Raw genomic sequence first — 21362 nt, forward strand, 5'->3', positions numbered from 1 at the left:
CGAACCTTCACGCGAGGGGTCAGGGGCCTGGGGTTATGTGTTTGCGGACGAAGTCGAGTTGGGTGGACATCTGGGTGATGCGTTCGGCGATGACCAGGGAGCCGTGGCCGGCGTCGTAGCGGTAGACCTCGTGGGGGTGGCCGCGTTCGGCCAGGCGGGAGACGTAGGTCTCGATCTGCCCTATGGGGCAGCGGGGGTCGTTCTCTCCGGCCAGGATCAGCACCGGGGCCTCGACCTGGTCGACGTAGGTGATGGGGGAGCACCTCGCGTAGCGTTCCGGCTGTTCCTCGGGGGAGCCGCCGAGCAGGGCGCGGTGGTAGGACCGCAGCGCCTCGGTCTCCTCGCGGTAGGTGGCCAGGTGGTCGGCGATGGGCACGGTGGCGACGCCCGCCGCCCACATCCCCGGCTGGGTGCCCAGGCCGAGCAGCGTGAGGTAGCCGCCCCAGGAGGCTCCCGCCAGCACGAGACGGGTGGGGTCGGCGACACCCCGTTCGATCATGGTGGTCCGCACCGCGGCCACGTCGGCCAGTTCGATGTGGCCGACCTCGCCGACCAGGGCGTCCCGCCAGGCGGAGCCGTACCCGGTCGAGCCTCGGTAGTTGATCCGCACGACGGCGAAGCCGTGGTCGACCCAGGCGGCCACCTGCGGCACGAAGGAGTCGTCGTCCTGCGAGGTCGGGCCGCCGTGCAGCAGGAAGACCGTGGGGAAGGGGCCGGAGCCGCGTTCGGGGCGTGAGACCAGGGCGTGGATGCGGCCGCCGGGTCCCTCGACGTCCAGGTCCTCGACCGGTACGGACAGCGGCGCGGTCGGGCCGCCGTGGCTCACCACGATGTGGCCGTTGGTCGACCTGATCACCGGTGGGTGGGCGCCGCTCGACCAGGAGTACTCGACGGAGTCGTCGGGCCGGGGCGTGGCGCCGTCGATCACCCCGTGCGGGGTGTCGATCGGGGACATCCTGCCGCCGGGAAGGTCGTAGTGGTGCAGGTACGTACGGCCCCGGTTGGCCCGCACGAGCAGCAGGGAGCGGCCGTCGTCGTACCAGTCGGCGGTGATCTCACCGGAGTCGCGCAGCCAGATCTCCCGCTGTTCGCCGGTCTCCGGGTCCCAGACCAGGGGTTCCCTGCGGCCTCTGCGCTCGTGCAGGGCGAGGATCCTGCGGTCGCCGAGCACAGGCGCGAAGCGCAGGCCGAGCACGCCCCTGCCCTCGCCGTCGCGCAGGTCGCCGACCACCGTGCCGTTGCGTCTGAGCACCCGCAGCGCGGGGTGGCGCGCGTCGCCGTGCTCGCTGTGGCTGATCGCGACGAGGGAGCCGTCGAGGGAGATCGCGGCGACGGAGGCGGCCTCGGCGTGCTCGTAGATCACCCGGGCGGGTTCGCCGGGCCGTACGAGGCTGACGGTGAAGCCCTCGCCGGGCCTGGCCATGCCGATGGCCGCCTCACCCGTCGCGGCCAGGGCGATTCCCGAGGGGAAGCCGGGTTCCAGGTCGATGGGCTCGTCGGGGCCGCCGTAGAAGGGCTGGCGCATCCAGCCGCCCCACTCGTCACCGTCGGTGTCGGAGAACCACCAGACCCACTTCCCGGTGGGGTCGATCGTGCCGTGCGAGGTGCCCTTGGGACGCGCGGTCACCTGGCGGGTCGCGCCTGTCGTACGGTCCCAGGCGTAGATCTCCCAGGTGCCCGAGGCGTTGCTCCGGTAGACGTTCCTGGCGGGGGCCCGCCGCGCCCACACGGGCAAGGTCACGCGGGGCGCTCGGAACCTGGATTGCCAGCGTTCCTCCGCCTTCATATATCGCTTCCCCTCGTCAAGGCGTGGCTTCAAGCGTCCAGGCGCGGGCTCGCCGGATTGCCGTCCAGTATGTCGCCTCCACCACTGGTTTGCTTCATTAATGTGTGGGAATTTCGGACTAAATGTCACTCCAGTAACACGAATCTCGGAGGCATCTGTCAAGTTAACGGCTTGATCAGAGACGGCGTTGAAAGATAGACATATAGAAAGAAGCCGTCACTTCACTGGATTCAGGTAGGTCTGCGATCCTCGCTCGCATAGCGTGAGAATCGGTGTGCCAGGCGCTCGGTCCCATGCCCACGACGGCCTCGACCGCGTCACGTCCGAGGGTCATGCCGAACTCGTGCAGGCTCCGCCCGGCCTCGACGAACCGGTCGCCCAGGCTGTCGGCGACCCGCCGCTCCTTGTCCTGGTCGACGGAGAGCAGCCCGAGCCGTTCGACCAGCGGTTCCAGGTGCCTGGAGGTCGGGGTGACCACGACCAGCGTGCCGTCGGGCGCGAGGACCCTGGCGAACTCGGGGCCGTTGCGCGGCGCGAACACGTTCAGCAACACCTCGGCCGAACCGCTTCTGAGAGGCAGGGGCCGCCACACGTCGGCCACGACGGCGCCGAGCCGGGGATGAGCCCGCGCGGCCCTCCTGAGCGCGTGTTTGGAGACGTCGAGCGCGACACCGACCGCCCCCGGCAGCCGGTCGAGCACCCGGGCCAGGTAGTGCCCCGTGCCCGCCCCCGCGTCCACGACCACCCCGGCGTCCGTACGGCAGGCGCCCGCGACGGCCTCGGCGAGGGGGGCGAAGTGCCCGGCCCCGAGGAAGGCGTCCCTGGCCGCGACCATGTCCGCGCTGTCGGCCGTCCCCGGCGCCCGTGAACCGGTCAGCAGGCTGACGTATCCTTGCCTGGCCACGTCGAAGGTGTGCCCTGCGTCACACCGTACGGCCCGCTCGTCGAGGGCCAGGTCGCCGCCGCAGACCGGGCAGACGAGAAGATGGACGACGTCGGCCAGCATCCGTCCATCATCCCGCCTCCCGGGGAGTGCCCCGCCCCGGCCTCTCGTCTTGTTCTGAAGAGGAATTCAACTCAGCGCCGTACAAGCCGGTTCCAAGTGGCGGGCCGTACAAATTCGAAGCATGAGAAGGACATTTTTCGCCGGTGCCGTCCTCGTGGCCCTCGCGGCGGGCCCGGTCACCGCGCTTCCCGCCGCGGCGGACTATCAGCTGGGGTCGGTCAGGTCCTCGGCAGGCCACGGCGGCTACGCGAAGGCGACCGTCAGGATCACCTCTTTCAGCGCCGAGACGTTCAAGGTGTACGGCACGCTCTACGACCGCGACCCGCACCGTGACCACTGCGCCTACATCAGGGCCAGGTTCCACTACACGGGGGGCGGGACGGGGTGGGCGCAGCCGCGCCTGACATGCGCCCCCAGCGGCTCCTACCGGCTCGGCTCGGACGGCGAGATCACGAGGGTCGACATCAAGATCTGCCTCTACGACCGCAGGTCGCGTTCACTCGGGTACTGCCGGGTCGACTCGATCAGGAACGAGGACCTGGCGTACTGATCGGGATCAGGCCGCCCGGACCCGCTTGAGGAAGGCGGCGTTCGAGGGGGTCTCCCTGAGGCGGTCGGTGAGGAGTTCGAGCGCCTGCTGCCGGTCGAGGCCCCCCAACGTACGACGCAGCCGCCAGGTGAGGTCCAGTTCCGCGGGGTCGAGGAGGATCTCCTCACGGCGGGTGCCGGAGGCGTCGAGATCGACCGCGGGGTAGAGGCGCTTGTCGGCGAGGGCACGGCTGAGACGAAGCTCCATGTTGCCGGTCCCCTTGAACTCCTCGAAGAGGCTGTCGTCCATCCGGGACCCGGTCTCGACCAGGGCGGTGGCCAGGATCGTCAGCGAGCCGCCGCCCCGGAGGGCGCGGGCCGCGCCGAAGAAGCGGCGCGGGGGCAGCAGGGCCGCGGCGTCGAGCCCGCCGGCGAGGGTGCGTCCCCCGCCGGGGGCGAGGTTGTTGTAGGCCCTGGCGAGGCGGGTCAGGGAGTCGAGCAGCATGACGACGTCGTGTCCCGCCTCGGCGAGGCGCTTGGCGCGCTCGACGGCGAGTTCGGCCACGGCGACGTGGTCGCGGTCGGCGCGGTCGAACGTCGAGGCGGCGACCTCGCCCTTGATGCCCCCGATGCCCCCGAGGTCGCCGACGGACTCGCGCATCTCGGTGACCTCCTCGGGGCGTTCGCCGACGAGGACCATCATGAGGTGGCATTCGGGGTGGTTGCGGGTGATCGCGGTGGCCAGGTCACGCATGACCATCGTCTTGCCCGCCTTCGGCGGCGCGACGATGAGGCCGCGCTGGCCCTTGCCGATCGGCGCGAACAGGTCGACGACCCTGGTGGTCACCGACTCGGTCTCCAGATGGAGCCGGTCGCGGGGGTGGATCGGCGTCATGTCCGCGAAGTCGGGCCGCTCCCGCCAGGAGGTGCCGCCGTTGACGGTGCGAACCTCCTCAAGCTTGTCGTACGGCCCGCGCGCCAGCGCCACGACGTGGTCGCCGGGCCGCAGGCCGTACCTCCTGATCTGGGCGTGGGGGACACGGACGTCGCCGGGGCGGGGTAGGTAGCCGCCGGTTCTGAGGTATCCGGTCTTGTCGCGGACGTCGAGCAGCCCGGCCACGGTCTCGACGGGAGTGCCGTCGCGGGGCCTGGGGGGTTTCACAGGTGTCTGGGACGTCATGAGGGGACCTTTCGTCCGGGAGACCTCGGACGGGTCTCAGCACGGGGAGAGGAAAAAGGGGGAAAACCACCGCACGCCGAAGAAAGGGGCGGTGAGGGAGAATGGGCGGATCATCGCACGCGGCACGGCCAGCGGTGCGTCACACCCACATTTACCGTAGCACCGTCAAGCTGTGGATGAACAGGAGAACCGATGCCACATCAGCCGATAACAGTCGCCGGAGTCGAGGTGTTCCCGCTCTGCGACGCCGTGGGCCCGATGGGCGGAACGATCCGGCGTCCGCTGACGGAGCTGTTTCCCGGAGGCGGGCATCGGGAGACCGACGAGTGGGTGCTGCACTTCCACTGCTACCTGCTGCGTGACGCGGCGGGCCGTACGGTGCTGGTGGACACCGGGGTCGGGCCGGAGGACTCGCCCGCCGCGAGCTGGGCGCCGGTTCCCGGGTCGCTCGGCGCGGAGCTCGCGCGGGTCGGCGTCCCCGCCGAGGAGGTCGACGCGGTGGTCGTCACCCACCTGCACAGCGACCACGCGAGCGGCACCGTGATCGGCGGGCTGCCCGCCTTCCCCAACGCCAGGCACCTGCTCCAGCGGGCCGAGATCGAGACGGCGGAGGAGACGGCCCTCGACCGGTTCGTCAGGCCGCTGGGCGAGCGGGTCCAGGTCGCCGAGGGCCGGGCCGAGGTGTTTCCCGGCATCAGGGTCTTCCACACCCCGGGCCACACGCCCGGCCACCAGGTCGTCCAGGTGGGAGACCTGGTGCTGACCGGTGATGTGGTGCTGCACCCGGTACAGCTGGCCGATCCGTCGATCCCCTACCTGTACGACGACGATCCCGGCCTCGCCGTGGTCACCCGTACGAAGCTGCTCGAACAGGTCGAGGCCGAGCGGGGCATGATCGCCACCGCCCACTTCGCCGAGCCGTTCACCCGGCTTGGGGGGTGACCTCGGGTTCGGCCGTCCGTACGGCCGCCAGCAGCCTCCGGGTCTTGCGCCGGTAACGCAGGACCTGGAGGGCGCCCAGCGCCCAGATCGGATACTGGACGGCCAGGGCCCAGCGGAAGGACTCCAGGGTCGTCTGCCCTGTCAGGTCGAGGACGATCCCGACCAGGGCGATCAGCGACATCGACGCCACGAATCCGCCGCCGTTGACGATGCCGGTCGCCGCGCCGATCCTGGCGGCCGGGTTGAAGGTCCTGGCGTAGTCGAAGCCGATCATCGACCCCGGCCCGTTGGACGCCAGCACGACGACGAGCACCACCAGCAGCCACAGCGGGGCCCGTCCGGGCCAGGCCAGTACGGCGGTCCACGCCGCGGCCGTGCTGCCGACCACGACGAACACCATCCGTGAGCGGTGGAAGGGAAAACGGCCCGCGAGGTAGCCCATCAGCGGCCCGCAGACCATGCCGCACAACGTCAGCGTGGACAGCAGCACACCCGCCGTCGCGGGGGACAGGCCCTGCCCCTGTACCAGGAACGGATACCCCCACAGCAACAGGAACGCGGCGGCCGAGCACTGGGTCGCCGCATGGGTCCACATGCCGAGGCGGGTCCCCGGCTCGGCCCAGGCGGCGCCCAGGCTCGGCCGTTCCGCCGTCCGCACGGGCCGGGAGTCGCGGAGCACGACCAGCAGCAGCACCGCCGAGACCGCCCCGAGCCCGGCCGCGCCGACGAAGGTCGGGGTCCAGCCGTTGACGTGCAGGGAGTGGATCAGCGGCACCGTGGAGGCGATCGCGCCCACCTGCCCGATCAGGCCGGTGAGCTGCACCATCAGCGGGTTGCGGCGGGCGGAGAAGTGGACGTTGACCAGTCGGATCACGCTGATGAACGTCATCGCGTCGCCGCAGCCGATCAGCGCCCTGCCCGCGATGCCGCCGGTGAGCCCGTCGGCGAACGCGAAGACCAGCTCGCCGCAGCCCATCACGATCGCGCCGGTCACCAGCATGCGCTTCGAGCCGAACCGGTCGACCAGCACCCCGACGGGCACCTGCATGGCCGCGTAGACCAGCAGCTGCAGCATCGCCAGGACGGAGAGCCCGGCCGCGCCGACCCCGAGCCGCGCGGCGGCCTCGATGCTGGAGACGCCGAGGGACTGGCGGTGGAAGACCGCGATCACGTAGGCAAGGACGCCCACGGCCCAGAAGAGCCCCGCCTTGGCTCGTGGAGTCATGGGATGAATATATGTTTATGCCCTTTTTGCCGCACCATTGGGGTCCCCGGGGGTGGGACTGAGGATGGTGCGTGTGTTCCGAGTCGTCTTTGGGCGGGCGGGGTCGTGATCGGGTTTCGGTGTTGTGTCCTGGACGGGGCCGTGGGTGATGCCGATGTCGTGGACGGGCGTCAGCGTCGTGGGTAGCGGATGAGCAGGCTCGCGTGGACGTCCTGGTCGCCGACGGCCTCGTAGGAGTGCGGCACGTCCGACACCCAGCCGATGTGCTCGCCCGCCCCGGCCGTCAGCGTGCGGTCCGCGGCGACGACCCTGAGCGTTCCGGAGAAGACCGTGATGTGCTCGGTCACCCCCCGGTGATGGGCCGGGGAGGTCTGCGCGGCGCCCGCCGGGACCGTCATCCGGTAGAGCTCGTAGGTCACCTCCCTCTCCTCGAACACCTCAAGGAGCACGGCGGCGACGGCCGTACCCCTGATGGTGGTGCCCGGGGCGGCGGGGGCGGTACCGAGGGCCACGGCCAGTGGCACGCCGAGCTCGGCGGTCACCGACCAGAGCGTCTCCAGGGTCGGATTGCGGGTGCCGTTCTCCAGGCCCGAGAGGGTGGCCTTCCCCACGCCCGCACGACGGGCCAGCTCGGAGAGTGACATGCCGCGTTCCTCACGCAATTGGCGGATTCGCAGGCCGATGTCGTGAGTGTTGCTCTCCAGGGCTGGACGAGGGGTTTGTGAGTGGCACTCCATGGGGCTATGGTGCAGCATGCCCGCTGTTCCGTTTACGGAACGATCGTCCGCGTGTCGTGCAGAGGGGCTTGTTCGTGCGCGGTCGGGTGAAACGCACATGCCGCCGGGCGGGGTCGCGTGCCGCAGGGCGGAGAACGGAGAACGATGTCACGCCTTCTGCAACCGGCCCTCGCCGGGATCGTCACCGCGCTCGTCGGCTTCGCCAGCTCCTTCGCCGTGGTCCTGGCCGGGCTGCGGGCGGTCGGCGCGGACCAGAACCAGGCGGCGTCGGGACTGCTCGCCCTGTGCCTGGCCAACGGGGTGGTCGCGATCTGTCTCGGGCTGTGGCGGCGGATGCCGATCACCATCGCCTGGTCCACCCCCGGCGCCGCGCTGCTGGTCGCCACCGGCGCCGTCGAGGGCGGCTTCCCCGCGGCCGTCGGCGCCTTCGTCGTCTGCGGCCTGCTGATCGTCGCCGCCGGGCTCTTCCCCGCACTCGGCCGGCTGGTCGCGGCCATCCCGGCCCCCATGGCGAGCGCCATGCTCGCCGGGGTCCTGCTCGACCTGTGCGTGGCCCCGGTCAGGGCACTCGGCGAGGTACCGCTGATGGCCGCCCCCGTGGTGCTCACCTGGGCGCTGCTGAGCCGCTTCGCCGCCCGGTGGGCCGTCCCCTGCGCCCTGTTGGTCGCGGTCGTGGCCATCGCGCTGACCAGCTCCGGTCTCGGCGCCGTGGACATCCGCCCGGTCGTGGAGCTCACCGTCCCCACCTGGAGCCCCCAGGCCATGATCAGCGTCGCCCTGCCGCTGTTCCTGGTCACCATGGCCTCCCAGAACGTGCCGGGCATGGCGGTCCTCGCCCAGTACGGCTACCGCCCCCCGCTGCGCGGCATCCTGCTCGGCACCGGCCTGGCCAGCACGGTCGGCGCCCCCCTCGGCGGCCACGCGGTGAACCTGGCCGCCATCACCGCCGCCCTGGCCGCGAGCCCCGACGCCGACCCCGACCCGGGACGCCGCTGGATCGCCTCCGTCACGGCCGGTGTCTCGATGATCGTCCTTGGCGTCGGCTCCGGACTGGCCACCGCGCTGGTCCTGCTCTCCCCGCCGGTGCTCATCGAGGCCGTCGCGGGACTGGCCCTCGTCGGCGCGCTCGTCTCCGCGCTCGCCGCGGCCCTGGCCGACCCGGACGGCAGGCAGGCCGCCGTGATCACCTTCGTGGTCACGGCCTCCGGGATGACCCTGTTCGGGATCGGCGCCGCCTTCTGGGGCCTGGTCGCCGGAGGCCTGATGACCCTCCTGTACGGCGGCCGGAAGGCTCCGACGGCTCCGGTGGAGCCGGAGAAGGCCGAGCCCGCCCTGCGCTGACCCGCCCTCCCGTCCGGCGGCCAGGCGCGGAGCCGTACCGGGCGGGAAGGCGGGTCTTTCGGTGGTGCCTGCTTCGGCGTCTACCTCGGTGCTTACTTCGGTGCTTACTTCGAGGGGCGGGTGTGGCGGCCCGCGACGAGCTGGTCGGCCGAGTGCTGACGGGGGACCTCGACGCGGGGGTGCGGGGCCGTCGTCTCGGGGTCGACCGTCTCGGGGGTCTCCGCGAGCTTGCGTTCGAGTTCCTGCTTCTCCCGCTCCAGGCGGTTCATCCGGTCACGCGCCTCAAGACGGGAGGCGCGCAGCCTGCTTCGCCGTACGGCGGAGCGGCGGGTCCCGGCGAACAGCAGGGCCAGGCCGAGCAGGAAGACCGCGCCGGTCGCGGCTCCGGCGAAGAAGAACTCCAGCTGGGAGAGCTGGAGGGTACGGTCGAAGACCGTGAACGTCGCGGTCGCCGTCGCGGTGGCGGCCTCGTCCCAGGAGACCGCGACCACAGTCGCGCCCGCGAGGACGATCAGGAGGACTCCAAGAACTAACATGTGACCTCATCTCGGGCTGCTTGTGCTGTGCTGGTCACCCAAACTGCCCCGGGACGGCCCGATTATGCGGGTCCGGCCACGGGCGTGGGGATCGCCCGAGATGGGCGGCCCGACGCGGGCGGGCGCGCATCGGGCCGCGCGTTGGATCGTCCGCGTCCGACGCGGTCGGGCGCACGCCCGGCCGCGCGGGGGATCAGCGGGGGATTATCCGGGAGCGGGCCGTGGTTGCCAGGGAGCATGACGCAGATCGACGTCGTGGTCATCGGGGCGGGGCAGGCCGGGCTGTCCAGCGCCTACTTCCTGAAGAGGGCCGGTCTCGACTTCGTCGTGCTCGACCGCTCACCGGCCCCCGGCGGCGCCTGGCAGTTCCGCTGGCCCTCGCTGACCCTCGGCGCCACGCACCGCGTGCACGACCTGCCCGGCCTGCCGCTGGGCGACCCCGACCCCGGCCGTCCCTCGGCGGAGGTCGTTTCCGAGTACTTCGCCCGCTACGAGCGGACCTTCGACCTGCCGGTGCTGCGCCCGGTCGAGGCGCGTTCCGTCGAGGAGGGCGCTGAGGGCAGGCTGCTGGTGCGGACCTCGGTCGGCGACTGGTCGGCCCGTGCCCTGGTCAACGCCACCGGCACCTGGGAACGTCCCTTCTGGCCGCGCTACCCCGGGCAGGAGACCTTCGCCGGACGGCAGCTGCACACCGCCGACTACGTGAACGCCGAGGAGTTCGCGGGCAGGCACGTCGTGGTGGTCGGCGGGGGCGCCTCCGGGGTGCAGCTCCTCATGGAGATCGCCCGCGTCACCACGACCACCTGGGTCACCCGCCGCCCGCCGGTCTTTCGCGAGGGGCCGTTCGACGAGGAGGCGGGCCGCGCCGCCGTCGCCAGGGTGGACGCCCGGGTCCGGGCGGGCCTGCCGCCGGGCAGCGTGGTCGGCGCGACCGGTTACCCGCTGACCCCCCAGGTGCGGGCCGCGATGGCGGCCGGGACGCTGAACCGGCTGCCGATGTTCGACAGGATCGTCCCCGAAGGGGTGGTCTGGGATGACACCGGTGATCTTGTCAGGGCCGACGTGATCCTGTGGGCCACCGGGTTCCGGCCCGTCGTCAACCACCTGGCCCCGCTGCGCCTGCGCGAGCCCGGCGGCGGCATCCGGGTCGAGGACACCGTCGCGGCTCTCGACCCCCGTGTCCACCTGGTCGGATACGGTCCCTCTGCGAGCACCATCGGGGCCAACCGCGCCGGCCGTACCGCCGTCAGGCACATCAGGAGACTTCTCGAAGCCGTTTCGAAGGCCGCTTGACCGAGTTAATGTGAAACGCCATGGACCGCACCCGCCTGTACCGCAACGGGGCTTTGAAGGCCGAGGGTTTCCCCATCGACGAGATCTCCGACCATGTCGGAGATCCCTCCGCCGTGGTGTGGTTCGACCTGTGCTCGCCGACGCCCGCCGACCTGGAGACGATCAGCGAGGAGCTCGGACTCCACCGCCTGGCCGTCGAGGACGCCCTGCAGAGCCACCAGCGCCCCAAGCTGGACAGCTACGACAGCCACCTGTTCATCACGGTCTACGGCGCCAAGCTGCACGACGAGGGTCTCGACCTCGTTGAGATGTCCATCTTCGTCACCAAGAACGCCCTGGTGACGGTGCGGGAGAACCCCGGGTTCGACATCGACGAGGTGGTCAGGCGCTGGGACGCCAACCCCGAGATGGCCAGGTACGGCGTGCCGTACCTGCTGCACGGCCTGCTCGACTACGTCGTGGACGGCTACTTCGACGTGCTGCAGGCCATGGACGACCGGGTCGAGGCGCTTGAGGACGACCTGTTCGCCGACGTGCCGGGGGACCGGCTGCACATCCAGCGGCTGACGTTCGAGATGCGCAAGAAACTGGTGCGTTTCCGGCGGCTGGCCGTACCGGTTCGGGAGGTCGTCGGCAGTCTCCTGCGCCGCAGCGTGGAGATGGTCGACCCGGCGCTGACGCCCTACTACCAGGATGTCTACGACCACACCCTGCGCGCGGCCGAGTGGACGGACTCCCTGCGCGAGCTGGTCGGCAACGTCAGGGAGGCCCACATCAACCAGCAGGGCTTCCGGCTGAACGACATCATGAAGCGCATCACCAGCTGGGCCGCGATCATCGCGGTCCCCACGATGATCACCGGCTTCTACGGCCAGAACGTCCCCTACCCGGGCTTCGGCCACACGGCGGGCTTCTGGATCTCCACCCTGGCCATCGTCATCGCCTCGGCGGTCCTCTACACCGCCTTCAAACGCAAGGGCTGGCTGTAGGGGACCGGGGCACTGGTTCTGAAGGGCGTCACCTTCGTTTGCGTTGTGATCCCTTTGGGGTGATGAGGAACTCGATTCAGTGACGCCCGCCATCACGATTCAGACCTTCACGACCGTGTCCGGAAGCCCACTGTGCCATGGGGCAGGGGAGAGATCACCGCTTTTGCGGCATGTTCGCGTGAGCCAGTGGTTTCCTGGTGAACCCGCTTCTGTACGGCCCCCAGGGGGCTTCCGTGTGAAGTCAGGGGCAGTGGGCGTGGTCGTGGAGGGCTTCCAGGAGGCGTGTGGTGTCGCTCAGGTCCGGTAGGACACAGGACGCCCCCGCCTGTCGAAGCTCCTCGATCCCGGTGCGGCCTGTCGCCACCGCGATGACCGGCACACCGTTCTGAACGGCGGCCTCCACGTCGGCGGGGGTGTCGCCGATGACCACAGCCTCGTGCGGTTCCAGCGGCCCGCCATAGACGGCGGCGGCGCGTTTCACCGCGATCCGCACCAGCTCGGCCCGCACGTCGTCGTCCTCACCGAACGCGCCCGCCTCCCAGGCGATGGCACGGTCAAGCCCGAACGTGTGCAGCTTGAACCGGGCGACCTCGCGGACGTTACCGGTCACCACCGTCTGCACCACCCCGTCCCGGTCGGCCACGGCCTGCAGCGCGGCAGCCGCCCCCGCCAGGGCATGACCCCGCTGTCGTACCTCAACCCGCCGCAGTAGATGAGCCTCGGCCAGGGCGGCGGCGAACCGCTCGAAATCATCCCTGCCGGTCGTCAGGCCGTGCAGCCGGGCGGTCTCCCGGAAGATCACCGCCTCGGTGAGGCCGTCGATCCTCGCCTGCTGTCGCATGACCACCCCGGTCACCCGCTCGAACGCCTGCGCCGACAACTCACGCCCGATGCCCCGCATGTCGATCAGCGTATGGTCGATATCCCACAAAACAACTCGAAACACTATTATCGCCACCTCCGGACGGCCCAAGCCGTTTCAGGTTGTCACATCGTTGTTCGGAACCGATCCATCCCATTCCTTATCCGGTCTACGCTCAGCGCATCGGCCAAGAAGGGGGATGGGATGGCGACGAATCTCCCCATCGGGGATCGTGTCCGCTACTGGCGAGAGAAAAAGCAACGCAAGCAAGCTGCGGTCGCCGGTCTGTGCGGCATAACCGAGGAATACCTCTCACAGATCGAGCGCGGCTTGAAAATACCATCACTACCCGTTCTGCATGCTCTCGCTGCCGAACTCGGCGTCCCGTTGTCAGCTCTCCTCGACGATATCCCCAAAAAGGCCTCCCGGCAGGGGGACGGTGTCGCTCAGGATGTCACCCGCGCCCTGATGGGGTATGGGCCTGTGAGAAGTTCCCTGCCGATCTCATCTGCCGTATTGCGGGAGCGGGTGGAGTCGGCCTGGAGGACATGGCAGACCAGCCCCACACGGTTCACCGATGCGGCAGCCGTGCTACCGGATCTGATCGCCGACACTGAGCACGCCTTGCGTGTCCACCGGGCGGGTAGCGATTCGGTCGTCCGGCGCGAAACCATGCGCGTAGCGGCTGACCTTTACTTCCTGCTCCGGTCCTACTGTCGTCGAGCGGGTCGGGTTGACCTTTCTCTCATGGTGGCCGATCGAGGTCTGCGCGCTGCTGAGGACGCAGACGATCCGATTCGTATCGCGGCAGCTCAATGGAACCTGGGGCACGTGCTGCTCGCCGATGGCGAGTACGAAGGCGCCGAGCAGATCGCATGTCTGGGCATCGAGCAGCTTGAAGCCGTACGGGGTGAGGAGACCGTAGCGCTGGCTGGGGCGCTGGATCTTGTAATGGTCGTTGCCGATGCGCGTCGAAAGAAGTGGGGAGGCGCTCGCCAGCGTCTTCACGACAGAGCGGTTCCCCGGGCGCGGCTGGTAGGCGAGGGCAACTGCATGTGGACCGTGTTCGGGCCGACCAACGTCGAGCTGCACAGCGTGAGCATCAGGATGGAGGCCGGTGAGGCCGTCGAGGCGCTGAAGGCCGCAGATCAGATCGACACGAGCCACCTTCCGTCGCTGGAGCGCCGGTTCACTTTCATGCTTGATGTGGCTCGCTGTTATGACCTGCGGCGTGAAGACGCCGCAGTCCTGGTTCATCTTCTTGATTTGCTTCAGTTGGCCCCAGAGGATCTGACGCGAAGCCCACTTGCCCACGATATGGCCATTCGTCTTCGTCGTCGTGTACGTCCCACATATCGGCGGCAGGTGGACGTGCTCACCGAGCGTCTGGGGCTTCTTTGACTTCCCGAACTGCTGGTTACCCGAACTGACAGTTCGGGTGACGGCCCTTCGGAGTGCCTACTGTCGCAGAGAGGCCACACGACGACAGGGGTGCTGACATGAAGGCAGCCGAAACTGAGCCATGTAACGCCATCAGCTCACCCTCCCGCCTGGCAGGGAGCGGTTCGGACGCGATACGGGTGCCACGACACCTCAGCCTGACGGCTCTGGTGTGACTGCCTACCAAGAAGTTCTCAACCATTATCGGCTCCAGTCCAGTGAAGCGTTTGTTTCCCGATTCCGGACGAGTAGTCCGATGCCTGGGGAACGATGGGTCATCGGGTAAATCGGGATCGCACAACGTGGCACTTGCCGGAACGGGCTTCTGGCCGAATGAACTTCTCTGCTCCACCTCGCTGACCCCATATCGGCACCCGCAACCTTGATACCCGTTTCAAGCCGGCGACAGGGCGGCCACTCCATCGAGTATTCAGCTGCCCATGCCATACGGCGAATCTTGATTCTTCTTCACAGCCGGACCCGCCCAACGAATTGACATCGCTGGAACGAGTCCCTATCGGACATGGGAGGTGCAAATCGTGCATGACGACACGTCCACGACGACCGCCCCGGCGATCCCGGGGTGGCGGTTGATCATCAGCGATGCCGGACGGTTCTGGGCGATCCGCAATCGTGCGTTCCCACGCATGGCGTTGCGCGCCGGGGCCGAGCCGACCGTAGATGCCGACACCTTTGAGGAGGTCCAGGCCGCCGTCACCGAGCAGGAGGAGAAGGCTCGCGACGCCGTTGCGGGGGTGTCCCCGTGACTGGGAGGCATCGGGATGGCCTGCCGTACGCGCCGGTCTATCGGCGGGTATGGGACGGTCCGGCCCGCGCCGAGGCCGAGCGGATCGATCGGGCGTGGGCGGAGTGGACGGTGCTCTACAGCCTGGGGCGGCGCTGCTTCTACGCGATGGCCGTCTGGGACGGGCCGCGTCCGGTGATCGTCGAGGACGGCACGGCCGACGGGCTGAAGGAGCGGATGAGGGAGGCGGAGATGATCCGGGCGATTCGGCTTGTGCCGCCTTCGTTGGCTCGGCGGGGGCGGCTGTCCTCTGAGGCGGCGGGGGCCGGTGGATGGCGTTCGCCGGGTGGGAGGGCGGCATGACGGCCTGGGTTCCTCGTCAAGGTTCTGGGTTTTCCGATCGAACCTGTGACTCCGTGCAGGCGGCCCACCCGGGCTGGTTGGTGTTCCACAGCTCGATGACCGGGTTGTGGAGCGCCTACCGGAGTGTTCTGTTCGGCAGGCCGTACGCCGGGGAGGTGTTGTTGGTGCGGGCGGAGTCGGCGGAGGAGCTGGACCGTAAGTTGAGCGCCCAGGTGCCTCCGGTGGTGCCGCCGAGCATTCAGGCTGTTGCCGTCGCCCGTGCCATCCAGATTCGGGCCGCCCGGGTCTCCCGGACCGTTCAGGCCGTATGTCCTGGTCAGGCCGTTGCGCCGGGTCGGGCTACGGCGTTGCGCAGGTTGCTGCGTTCCTGAAAGCCGGTACGGCGGGCGGTGGAACGTCATCCCACCCGTCGCTCGCCGTACCTCGTGGACGTGCGGCTCAGGCGGGAGGGGTCTGGGTCGCACACCCGTCGCGAGACGGTTCCCGCACACGCCGAGTGTGCTGGGGAAGAGGGAGCCGTCTGGCGCACCGGTCTCCGCTGCGGAAGGCCGGTCCTCCTCCAGGGTGCCCGGCCGTCGTGCTCCCCGGCTCGGGGCCGGGCACCCGCCCCCTGAAAAGGGCCGCCCCCAACCACTCCCGCACCCAGGGACGACCATGACCGACGACGAACGACGGTTGATCGACCTGCTCGTCAGCACCCACCCCGGCTGGCGGTACGAACACCTCCACCTGCCCGGCCTGCCCAGATGGTGGGCCATCCGGTACCGGCCGTTGCGCCTCGACCAGCGCGAAGCCGGGGCCCGGGACGTGCTCGGCCGTACGACACTGCGCCGCCTCGCCGGAGCGCTCGCCCGGCACGACCAGATCCTGCACACCCTCCGCCACTGAAGGAGTTCCCCACATGTCCCCCCTCAAGGCCGTCGCCCCGGACGGCACCTTCGCCACCGGGCCCGGTACGACCGAACGGCTGCTCACGCCCGGTGAGGTCGCCCGGGTCTTCGGTGTGGACCCCAAGACCGTCAACCGGTGGGCGCTGACCGGGCGCATTCCCTCGGTACGCACCCCCAGCGGGCAGCGGCGTTATCGGGAGAGTGACATCGACGCCCTTCTGAACCCTTCCCGCTGATCGACGCCAAGGGCTTGATTCAGGGGCGCAGGCCGTGGAAGACGACGTCGAGTGCTCTGGTTCGTAGGGACTCGTCCCAGTTCTGGTGTTGGGCGGCCAGGCAGGCGGCGGTCAGGAGGGCCAGGATCTCCGGCATCTCCACCTCCCGGCGCACCTCGCCCGCCTGCTGGGCGCGGACCAGCAGGGTTTCGACGGCGCCGCGGATGTCGTGGGCTCCCGCAGTCGCGGCCTTGACGTCTATCCCGGCTTCGGTCAGGGCTTCGGCGAAGATCTTCTTCGGGGTGGCGTCCTCCACGACGCGGGCGAAGAAGGCGAAGAACGCGGCGCCGGGTTCGGCTGCCTCCGCCAACGCCCGCGCCTCCTCGGCGAGCCTGCGTTGACGGTCGACGACGATCGCCTGGTAGAGGGCCTCCTTGGTGGGGAACTGCCGGTAGATCGTGCCCACGCCGACCCCGGCGCGCGCGGCGATCGCCCGCATGGGGGCGGAGAGGCCGTCGCGGGTCAGGACCTCCTCCGCCGCGCTCAGCACACGCGCCAGATTGCGCTGCGCGTCCGTGCGCATCCTCGTCCTCCGTCCTTCGCGCGGGAACAGCGCGCCCCACGGCCGTTGACAACCGGAACAAGCGTTCCGTATCGTTTCGCGCATTCCAAGCGGAACGCTTGTTCCGATTCTATCGGGGGATGTCCATGAATCACGTACGGCTCGGCGGCTCCGGCCTGAAGGTCTCCCGCGCCTGCCTCGGCACCATGAACTTCGGCACCGGTCCCGGTGTGGGCGGCTGCGAGGAGGCGGAGGCGATCCGCGTCATCGACGCCTTCCTCGACGCGGGGAACAACTTCATCGACACCGCCGACATCTACCACGGGGGTGAGTCGGAACGGATCGTCGGCAAGGTGCTGCGCGGACGCCGCGACTCGGTGGTCGTCGCGACCAAGGCCTTCGGCCCCCAGGGGCCGGGCCCCAACGACCGGGGGCTGTCCAGGGCGCACCTGACCAGGGCGCTTGAGGCGAGCCTGCGGCGTCTCGGCACCGATTACGTCGACCTCTACCAGTGTCACCAGTGGGACCCCCAGACTCCCATCGAGGAGACGATGGCGACCCTCGACGGATTCGTTCGTTCGGGAAAGGTCCGCTACCTGGGCTGTTCCAACTTCACCGCGCCGCAGATCGTGGAGGCGCAGTGGGCCGCCGAACGCGTCGGGGGAACGAGAATGGTCAGCCTCCAGCCGCAGTACTCCCTGCTGGCCAGGCTGATCGAGGCGGAGATCCTGCCCGCGTGCGAACGCCACGGTCTGGGCGTCGTCACCTACGCCCCGCTCGGCGGCGGGGTCCTGGCGGGCCGCTACCGCAGGGGCGTCGCCCCCGGTGCCGACAGCAGGATGAGTTCCCTGCTGGCGATGTCCAGCCCCGCGGCCGACCGCTGGGCGGGGGAGATGCTCAGCGAGCGCAGCCACGGCATCGCGGACGAGGTGGCCAAGGTCGCCGCAGAACTGGGCGTCACCCCGGTCGAGGTGGCCATCGCCTGGGTCGCCGCCAGGCCGGGCGTAACCTCGGTCGTCATCGGGCCCCGTGACCTGGGGCAGTACGAACGGAACGCGGCCGGATTCGCCCTCGACCTTCCCGCCGAGTCGGCCGACCGCCTTGAGGAGGTCTCCCGGCCCGCGCACCGTCCTGTGACCGGGGCGTCCTTCTGATCGAGTGTCGGAAAAGCTGATATTTCCGGGTATGCCATGCCGTACCCGGCAGATAACCCGCTTTCCGGCTGTTCTATTCTGCGAAGGCCATTCTGACCAGCAGGCGAAGGAAATCCCGTGACCTTTTCGGCTCTGAACCTCGACGAGCTGACCGCTCAGCGTGACCGCGCCCGGCGTGACTACGACGCGCTCGTCCAGCGCGGTCTCTCGCTTGACCTCACCCGGGGCAAGCCTTCGGCCGGCCAGCTGGACCTGGCCTCCGCCATGCTGACGCTGCCCAGCGGCCACACCGCCGCCGACGGGACCGACTGCCGTAACTACGGCGGCGGGCAGGGTCTGGCCGAGCTTCGGGCGATCTTCAGCGGCCTGCTCCAGGTGCCCGCCGCCCAGCTCGTCGCGGCGAACAACTCCAGCCTGTCCCTGATGCACGACACCCTCGTCCACGCGCTGCTCAGCGGCGTGCCCGGTGGCGAACGCCGCTGGGTGGACGAGCCGAGGGTCGCCTTCCTGTGCCCGGTTCCCGGATACGACCGTCACTTCGCGCTGGCCCAGCGCTTCGGCATCGAGCTGATCCCGGTGCCGATGAACGACCAGGGTCCCGACATGGACGTCGTCGAGGACCTCGTGCGGCAGGACGCCCAGATCAAGGGCATCTGGTGCGTGCCCAAGTACAGCAACCCCAACGGCGTCTCCTACGCCGACGAGACCGTACGGCGCCTGGCCGCCATGCAGACGGCCGCCTCCGATTTCCGGATTTATTGGGACAACGCCTACGCCGTACACCACCTGACGGACACCCAGGTCGAGATCGCCGACATCCTGGCGCTGTGCGCGGAGCACGGTAACCCCGACCGCGCTTTCGTCTTCGGCTCCACCTCGAAGATCACCTTCGCCGGGGGCGGCGTCGCGTTCTTCGGCTCCTCCCCGGCGAACGTGTCCTGGCTGCTCGGCCACACCGGCAAGCGCACCATCGGTCCCGACAAGATCAACCACCTGCGGCACGTGGAGTTCCTCAAGGACGAGGCGGGCGTTCTCGACCACATGCGCCGCCACCGGGAGCTGATCCGGCCGAAGTTCGACACGGTCGACCTGATCCTCGGCAAGGAGCTCGGCGGAACCGGCCTGGCCACGTGGTCCAAGCCCCTCGGCGGCTACTTCATCAGCCTCGACGTGCTGCCGGGGTGCGCCCGCCAGGTGGTCAGTCGTGCGGCGGAGGCGGGTATCGCGCTGACCCCGGCCGGTGCGACCCACCCCTACGGCGACGACCCCGCCGACAGCACCATCCGCATCGCGCCCACCTACCCCGAGCTGCCCGAGGTCGAGCTGGCGATCAGCGGCCTGGCCGTCTGCGTCCGCCTGGTCGGCACGGAGAAGCTGCTTGAGCAGGCCCGGTAACGGCTTGGGCGAGCCTGACTGGTCGCGGTTGTTCCACGCCTACGGCGTCGCCGCAGACGTCCCCGCCCACCTCGAAGCGCTGGCCGGCGACGACGAGCGGGCGCGGATCAAGGCCGTCGACCACCTGTGGGCGGCGGTGATCCACCAGGGAACGCCCTGGTCGGCCACCCCGCCCGCGGCGCTGGTCGTCGCCGGGTTGCTGTCCGATCCCCGTACGGCCCGGCGCCGGGTGGCCGCGGTGCCGCTGCGGGCCGTACTGCTGGACTTCCTCGGGGAGGTCGGCGAGGCCGCTCAGCCCGAGGTTCCGCAGGAGGAGATCAGGGCCGCGGCCGACCCCCGGGGACGGGAGGCGGAGATCGCCGCGACCCTGGAGACGCTGCTCAGCGAGGACGCGGAGGAGAGCGAGGACGTCTGGGACGAGGAGGCCATTGAGGTGATCATGGCCCAGGTCGTCCTCGACCTCAGGGCCGCGGTGCCGTACCTGGCCGAGGCGGTGACCGCGTGCCTGGCCGACGAGGAACCGGAGGTGCGCGACGCCGCCTCGAAGGCGCTGGCCGTCCTCAAGCGCGTGCCGACAGGCGGTTCCTCAGGCGCGTAGGGCGCTGATCAGGGTTCGGAGTTCGGAGACGCGCAGCGCCCACGCTGCCAGGCCGTACAGCAGGACCCCGCACGCGCCCGCCGCGAACACCACGGCGAGCGAACCCGCCCACCCAGGGCCGGTGACCTGCCCGGTCAGGCGCGCCACGACGGCCGCGACCCCGCCCGCGACGAGCGCGGCGGGGAGCATCCGGCCGTGCGCGCGCAGCAGGCGGTGACCGTCGACCCTGCCGAGCCTGCCCCGCAGTACGGCCGCCGCCACGAGGAACCCGGCGCAGTTGGCCAGCGCGTACCCGACCGCGACCCCGACGACCATCCGTGGGCCGGGCACCAGCCACGCCGAGACCACCGCGCCGCCGACCGTGGTCGCCGTGACGAGCAGTCCGATCATGGCCGGGGTGCGGGTGTCCTGCATGGCGTAGAAACCGCGCAGCAGAACCTGATAGCCGCAGAACGGCACCAGGGCCAGACCGTAGGCGGCCAGAACCGACCCGGTGAGCGCGGCGGCCGAAGGGGTGGCGTTGCCGTGCGCGAACAGGGCGGTGGCCAGGTACGGGCCGAGCACGACCAGGAAGGCGGCCACCGGCAGGAGCACCACGCCGGACAGCCGCAGACACCGGGACAACTCGGCCGTCACCAGCGACAGGTCCCGCCGCGCCGCGGCCCGGCTCAGCCCCGGGAGCACTCCGGTGACGATGGACACGGTGACGACCGCGTAGGGCAGCTGGAACAGCGTGTAGGCGTTGGCGTAGGCACCGAGGGCCCCGTCCCCAGAGGCCAGGGCGAGCCGGTTGACCACGACGATCGCCACCTGCGCGGCGGCCACGGACAGGAGGGTCCAGCCCGCCATGGCCGCGATCCGCCGGACACCGACCCCTCGCGGGTCGGCGCGCAGCCGTATCCGGAACCCGGTGCCGCGCGTGGCCAGGCAGAGCACGAGCGCCTGCACGGCGACGCCCGCCGTGGTGCCCACACCCAGCAGCCAGGTCTGGGCGACGGTCAGCCTCTCAAGGCTGCCGGTGCCGCCGATCGCCAGGTAGGCGGCGGTGGTCGCGACGACCACGAGGTTGTTGGCCACCGGCGCCCACATCGGTACGGCCTGGCGGCCCCGGGCGCTCAGGACGGCGGCCAGGGTCGTCCCCACGCCATAGAACAGGACCTGCGGCAGGAAGAAACGGGTCAGCACGATCGCCACCCGCCGCTGGTCCGCGCCGAGGTCGCCGGCGCACAGGTCCACGATCTGCGGGGCGAACAGGGTGGTGGCCACCACGGTCGCGCCCAGGCCGTAGGCCACCAGCGACAGCAGCCGCTGCGCGTAGAGCTCGTCGGGATACCGGACGAGCAGGGGGACCAGGACGCTGGTCAGCGCCCCGCCGAGCACCAGGTCGTAGATCGAGTTGGGCAGCGTGTTGGCGATCGTGTAGGTGTCGAACAGGTCCTTCCCAAGCCCGAGCGCGGCGACCAGTGCCAATGTGCGCAGGAAACCGGTGACCCTGGAGACGAACGTCCCCACGGCCATGGCCCGCCCCGCACGCGCGAGTCCTTCGTCCATGAACGCCATATTCGAAGATGACAT

At 69.9% G+C, this 21362-nt stretch carries 23 protein-coding genes; 14 read left to right on the forward strand and 9 right to left on the reverse strand.

The window, feature by feature from the left end; genetic code table 11:
* Positions 1 to 19 precede the first annotated feature (19 nt).
* Positions 20 to 1786: a S9 family peptidase gene (locus ACFYY8_RS14300; protein ID WP_390040698.1), complete on the reverse strand. Its 1767-nt coding sequence runs from the start codon at positions 1784 to 1786 to the stop codon at positions 20 to 22.
* Between the two features lie 175 nt (positions 1787 to 1961).
* Positions 1962 to 2792 carry a putative RNA methyltransferase gene (locus ACFYY8_RS14305; protein WP_390040700.1) on the reverse strand — a complete coding sequence of 277 codons (831 nt, stop codon included), beginning with the start codon at positions 2790 to 2792 and terminating at the stop codon, positions 1962 to 1964.
* A 121-nt stretch (positions 2793 to 2913) separates the two neighbouring features.
* Between ACFYY8_RS14305 and ACFYY8_RS14310 the strand changes: the two genes are divergently transcribed.
* Positions 2914 to 3342, forward strand: a complete 429-nt coding sequence (locus ACFYY8_RS14310) for a hypothetical protein (protein ID WP_390040702.1) — start codon at positions 2914 to 2916, stop codon at positions 3340 to 3342.
* 6 nt (positions 3343 to 3348) lie between these two features.
* On the opposite strand, the gene rho is transcribed toward ACFYY8_RS14310, so the two are convergent.
* Positions 3349 to 4500 carry a transcription termination factor Rho gene (rho, locus tag ACFYY8_RS14315; protein ID WP_390040704.1) on the reverse strand — a complete coding sequence of 384 codons (1152 nt, stop codon included), beginning with the start codon at positions 4498 to 4500 and terminating at the stop codon, positions 3349 to 3351.
* A 192-nt stretch (positions 4501 to 4692) separates the two neighbouring features.
* Between rho and ACFYY8_RS14320 the strand changes: the two genes are divergently transcribed.
* Complete coding sequence (locus ACFYY8_RS14320) at positions 4693 to 5442, forward strand: MBL fold metallo-hydrolase (protein ID WP_390040706.1); 750 nt, start codon at positions 4693 to 4695, stop codon at positions 5440 to 5442.
* Here ACFYY8_RS14320 and ACFYY8_RS14325 read toward each other — a convergent pair.
* Both ACFYY8_RS14325 and ACFYY8_RS14330 read right to left on the reverse strand, forming a co-directional pair.
* Positions 5423 to 6667: an MFS transporter gene (locus tag ACFYY8_RS14325; RefSeq protein WP_390040708.1), complete on the reverse strand. Its 1245-nt coding sequence runs from the start codon at positions 6665 to 6667 to the stop codon at positions 5423 to 5425. The genes ACFYY8_RS14320 and ACFYY8_RS14325 overlap by 20 nt on opposite strands.
* A 170-nt stretch (positions 6668 to 6837) precedes the next feature.
* Entirely contained in the window at positions 6838 to 7422 is a 585-nt protein-coding gene (locus ACFYY8_RS14330) for an XRE family transcriptional regulator (protein WP_362912352.1), read from the reverse strand.
* A 126-nt stretch (positions 7423 to 7548) separates the two neighbouring features.
* On the opposite strand from ACFYY8_RS14330, the gene ACFYY8_RS14335 reads away from it, so the two are divergent.
* Positions 7549 to 8745 carry a benzoate/H(+) symporter BenE family transporter gene (locus ACFYY8_RS14335; RefSeq protein ID WP_390040710.1) on the forward strand — a complete coding sequence of 399 codons (1197 nt, stop codon included), beginning with the start codon at positions 7549 to 7551 and terminating at the stop codon, positions 8743 to 8745.
* A gap of 104 nt (positions 8746 to 8849) precedes the next feature.
* On the opposite strand, the gene ACFYY8_RS14340 is transcribed toward ACFYY8_RS14335, so the two are convergent.
* The gene (locus ACFYY8_RS14340; protein WP_390040711.1) at positions 8850 to 9281 is read right to left on the reverse strand and encodes a hypothetical protein; all 432 of its coding nucleotides are present in this window, start codon (positions 9279 to 9281) and stop codon (positions 8850 to 8852) included.
* A 237-nt stretch (positions 9282 to 9518) separates the two neighbouring features.
* Here ACFYY8_RS14340 and ACFYY8_RS14345 point away from each other — a divergent pair, with 237 nt between their 5' ends.
* A complete protein-coding gene (locus ACFYY8_RS14345) occupies positions 9519 to 10574 on the forward strand; it encodes an FAD-dependent oxidoreductase (RefSeq protein ID WP_390040713.1) in 1056 nt (351 codons plus the stop codon).
* Between the two features lie 20 nt (positions 10575 to 10594).
* The gene (locus ACFYY8_RS14350) at positions 10595 to 11563 is read left to right on the forward strand and encodes a magnesium transporter CorA family protein (RefSeq protein WP_390040715.1); all 969 of its coding nucleotides are present in this window, start codon (positions 10595 to 10597) and stop codon (positions 11561 to 11563) included.
* 241 nt (positions 11564 to 11804) lie between these two features.
* On the opposite strand, the gene ACFYY8_RS14355 is transcribed toward ACFYY8_RS14350, so the two are convergent.
* Positions 11805 to 12521, reverse strand: a complete 717-nt coding sequence (locus ACFYY8_RS14355) for an HAD family hydrolase (protein WP_390040718.1) — start codon at positions 12519 to 12521, stop codon at positions 11805 to 11807.
* 108 nt (positions 12522 to 12629) lie between these two features.
* On the opposite strand from ACFYY8_RS14355, the gene ACFYY8_RS14360 reads away from it, so the two are divergent.
* The 6 genes from ACFYY8_RS14360 to ACFYY8_RS14385 all read left to right on the forward strand — a co-directional run bounded on the left by ACFYY8_RS14360 (position 12630) and on the right by ACFYY8_RS14385 (position 16099).
* A complete protein-coding gene (locus ACFYY8_RS14360) occupies positions 12630 to 13826 on the forward strand; it encodes a helix-turn-helix domain-containing protein (RefSeq protein ID WP_390040720.1) in 1197 nt (398 codons plus the stop codon).
* 578 nt (positions 13827 to 14404) lie between these two features.
* Positions 14405 to 14632, forward strand: a complete 228-nt coding sequence (locus ACFYY8_RS14365) for a hypothetical protein (protein ID WP_390040722.1) — start codon at positions 14405 to 14407, stop codon at positions 14630 to 14632.
* The gene (locus ACFYY8_RS14370; protein WP_390040724.1) at positions 14629 to 14973 is read left to right on the forward strand and encodes a hypothetical protein; all 345 of its coding nucleotides are present in this window, start codon (positions 14629 to 14631) and stop codon (positions 14971 to 14973) included. The genes ACFYY8_RS14365 and ACFYY8_RS14370 overlap by 4 nt, the downstream gene beginning before the upstream one ends.
* A 53-nt stretch (positions 14974 to 15026) precedes the next feature.
* Positions 15027 to 15344: a hypothetical protein gene (locus tag ACFYY8_RS14375; RefSeq protein WP_390040725.1), complete on the forward strand. Its 318-nt coding sequence runs from the start codon at positions 15027 to 15029 to the stop codon at positions 15342 to 15344.
* 283 nt (positions 15345 to 15627) lie between these two features.
* Positions 15628 to 15861, forward strand: a complete 234-nt coding sequence (locus ACFYY8_RS14380) for a hypothetical protein (RefSeq protein WP_390040727.1) — start codon at positions 15628 to 15630, stop codon at positions 15859 to 15861.
* A 13-nt stretch (positions 15862 to 15874) separates the two neighbouring features.
* Entirely contained in the window at positions 15875 to 16099 is a 225-nt protein-coding gene (locus ACFYY8_RS14385; protein WP_390040729.1) for a BldC family transcriptional regulator, read from the forward strand.
* A 19-nt stretch (positions 16100 to 16118) separates the two neighbouring features.
* Here the strand turns inward: ACFYY8_RS14385 and ACFYY8_RS14390 are convergent, their stop codons facing one another.
* A complete protein-coding gene (locus ACFYY8_RS14390; RefSeq protein WP_390040731.1) occupies positions 16119 to 16661 on the reverse strand; it encodes a TetR/AcrR family transcriptional regulator in 543 nt (180 codons plus the stop codon).
* 119 nt (positions 16662 to 16780) lie between these two features.
* On the opposite strand from ACFYY8_RS14390, the gene ACFYY8_RS14395 reads away from it, so the two are divergent.
* The 3 genes from ACFYY8_RS14395 to ACFYY8_RS14405 all read left to right on the forward strand — a co-directional run bounded on the left by ACFYY8_RS14395 (position 16781) and on the right by ACFYY8_RS14405 (position 19787).
* Positions 16781 to 17794, forward strand: coding sequence for an aldo/keto reductase (locus tag ACFYY8_RS14395; protein ID WP_390040733.1), 1014 nt, complete (start codon positions 16781 to 16783; stop codon positions 17792 to 17794).
* A 117-nt stretch (positions 17795 to 17911) separates the two neighbouring features.
* Complete coding sequence (locus ACFYY8_RS14400; RefSeq protein ID WP_390040735.1) at positions 17912 to 19189, forward strand: aminotransferase class I/II-fold pyridoxal phosphate-dependent enzyme; 1278 nt, start codon at positions 17912 to 17914, stop codon at positions 19187 to 19189.
* Positions 19173 to 19787, forward strand: coding sequence for a hypothetical protein (locus tag ACFYY8_RS14405; protein WP_390040737.1), 615 nt, complete (start codon positions 19173 to 19175; stop codon positions 19785 to 19787). Before ACFYY8_RS14400 ends, ACFYY8_RS14405 begins: the two co-directional genes overlap by 17 nt.
* Here the strand turns inward: ACFYY8_RS14405 and murJ are convergent.
* Positions 19776 to 21338, reverse strand: coding sequence for a murein biosynthesis integral membrane protein MurJ (gene murJ, locus ACFYY8_RS14410; RefSeq protein WP_390040739.1), 1563 nt, complete (start codon positions 21336 to 21338; stop codon positions 19776 to 19778). The genes ACFYY8_RS14405 and murJ overlap by 12 nt on opposite strands.
* Positions 21339 to 21362 lie beyond the last annotated feature (24 nt).

The organism is Streptosporangium sp. NPDC001559 (assembly GCF_042893955.1).
Taxonomy (GTDB): domain Bacteria; phylum Actinomycetota; class Actinomycetes; order Streptosporangiales; family Streptosporangiaceae; genus Streptosporangium.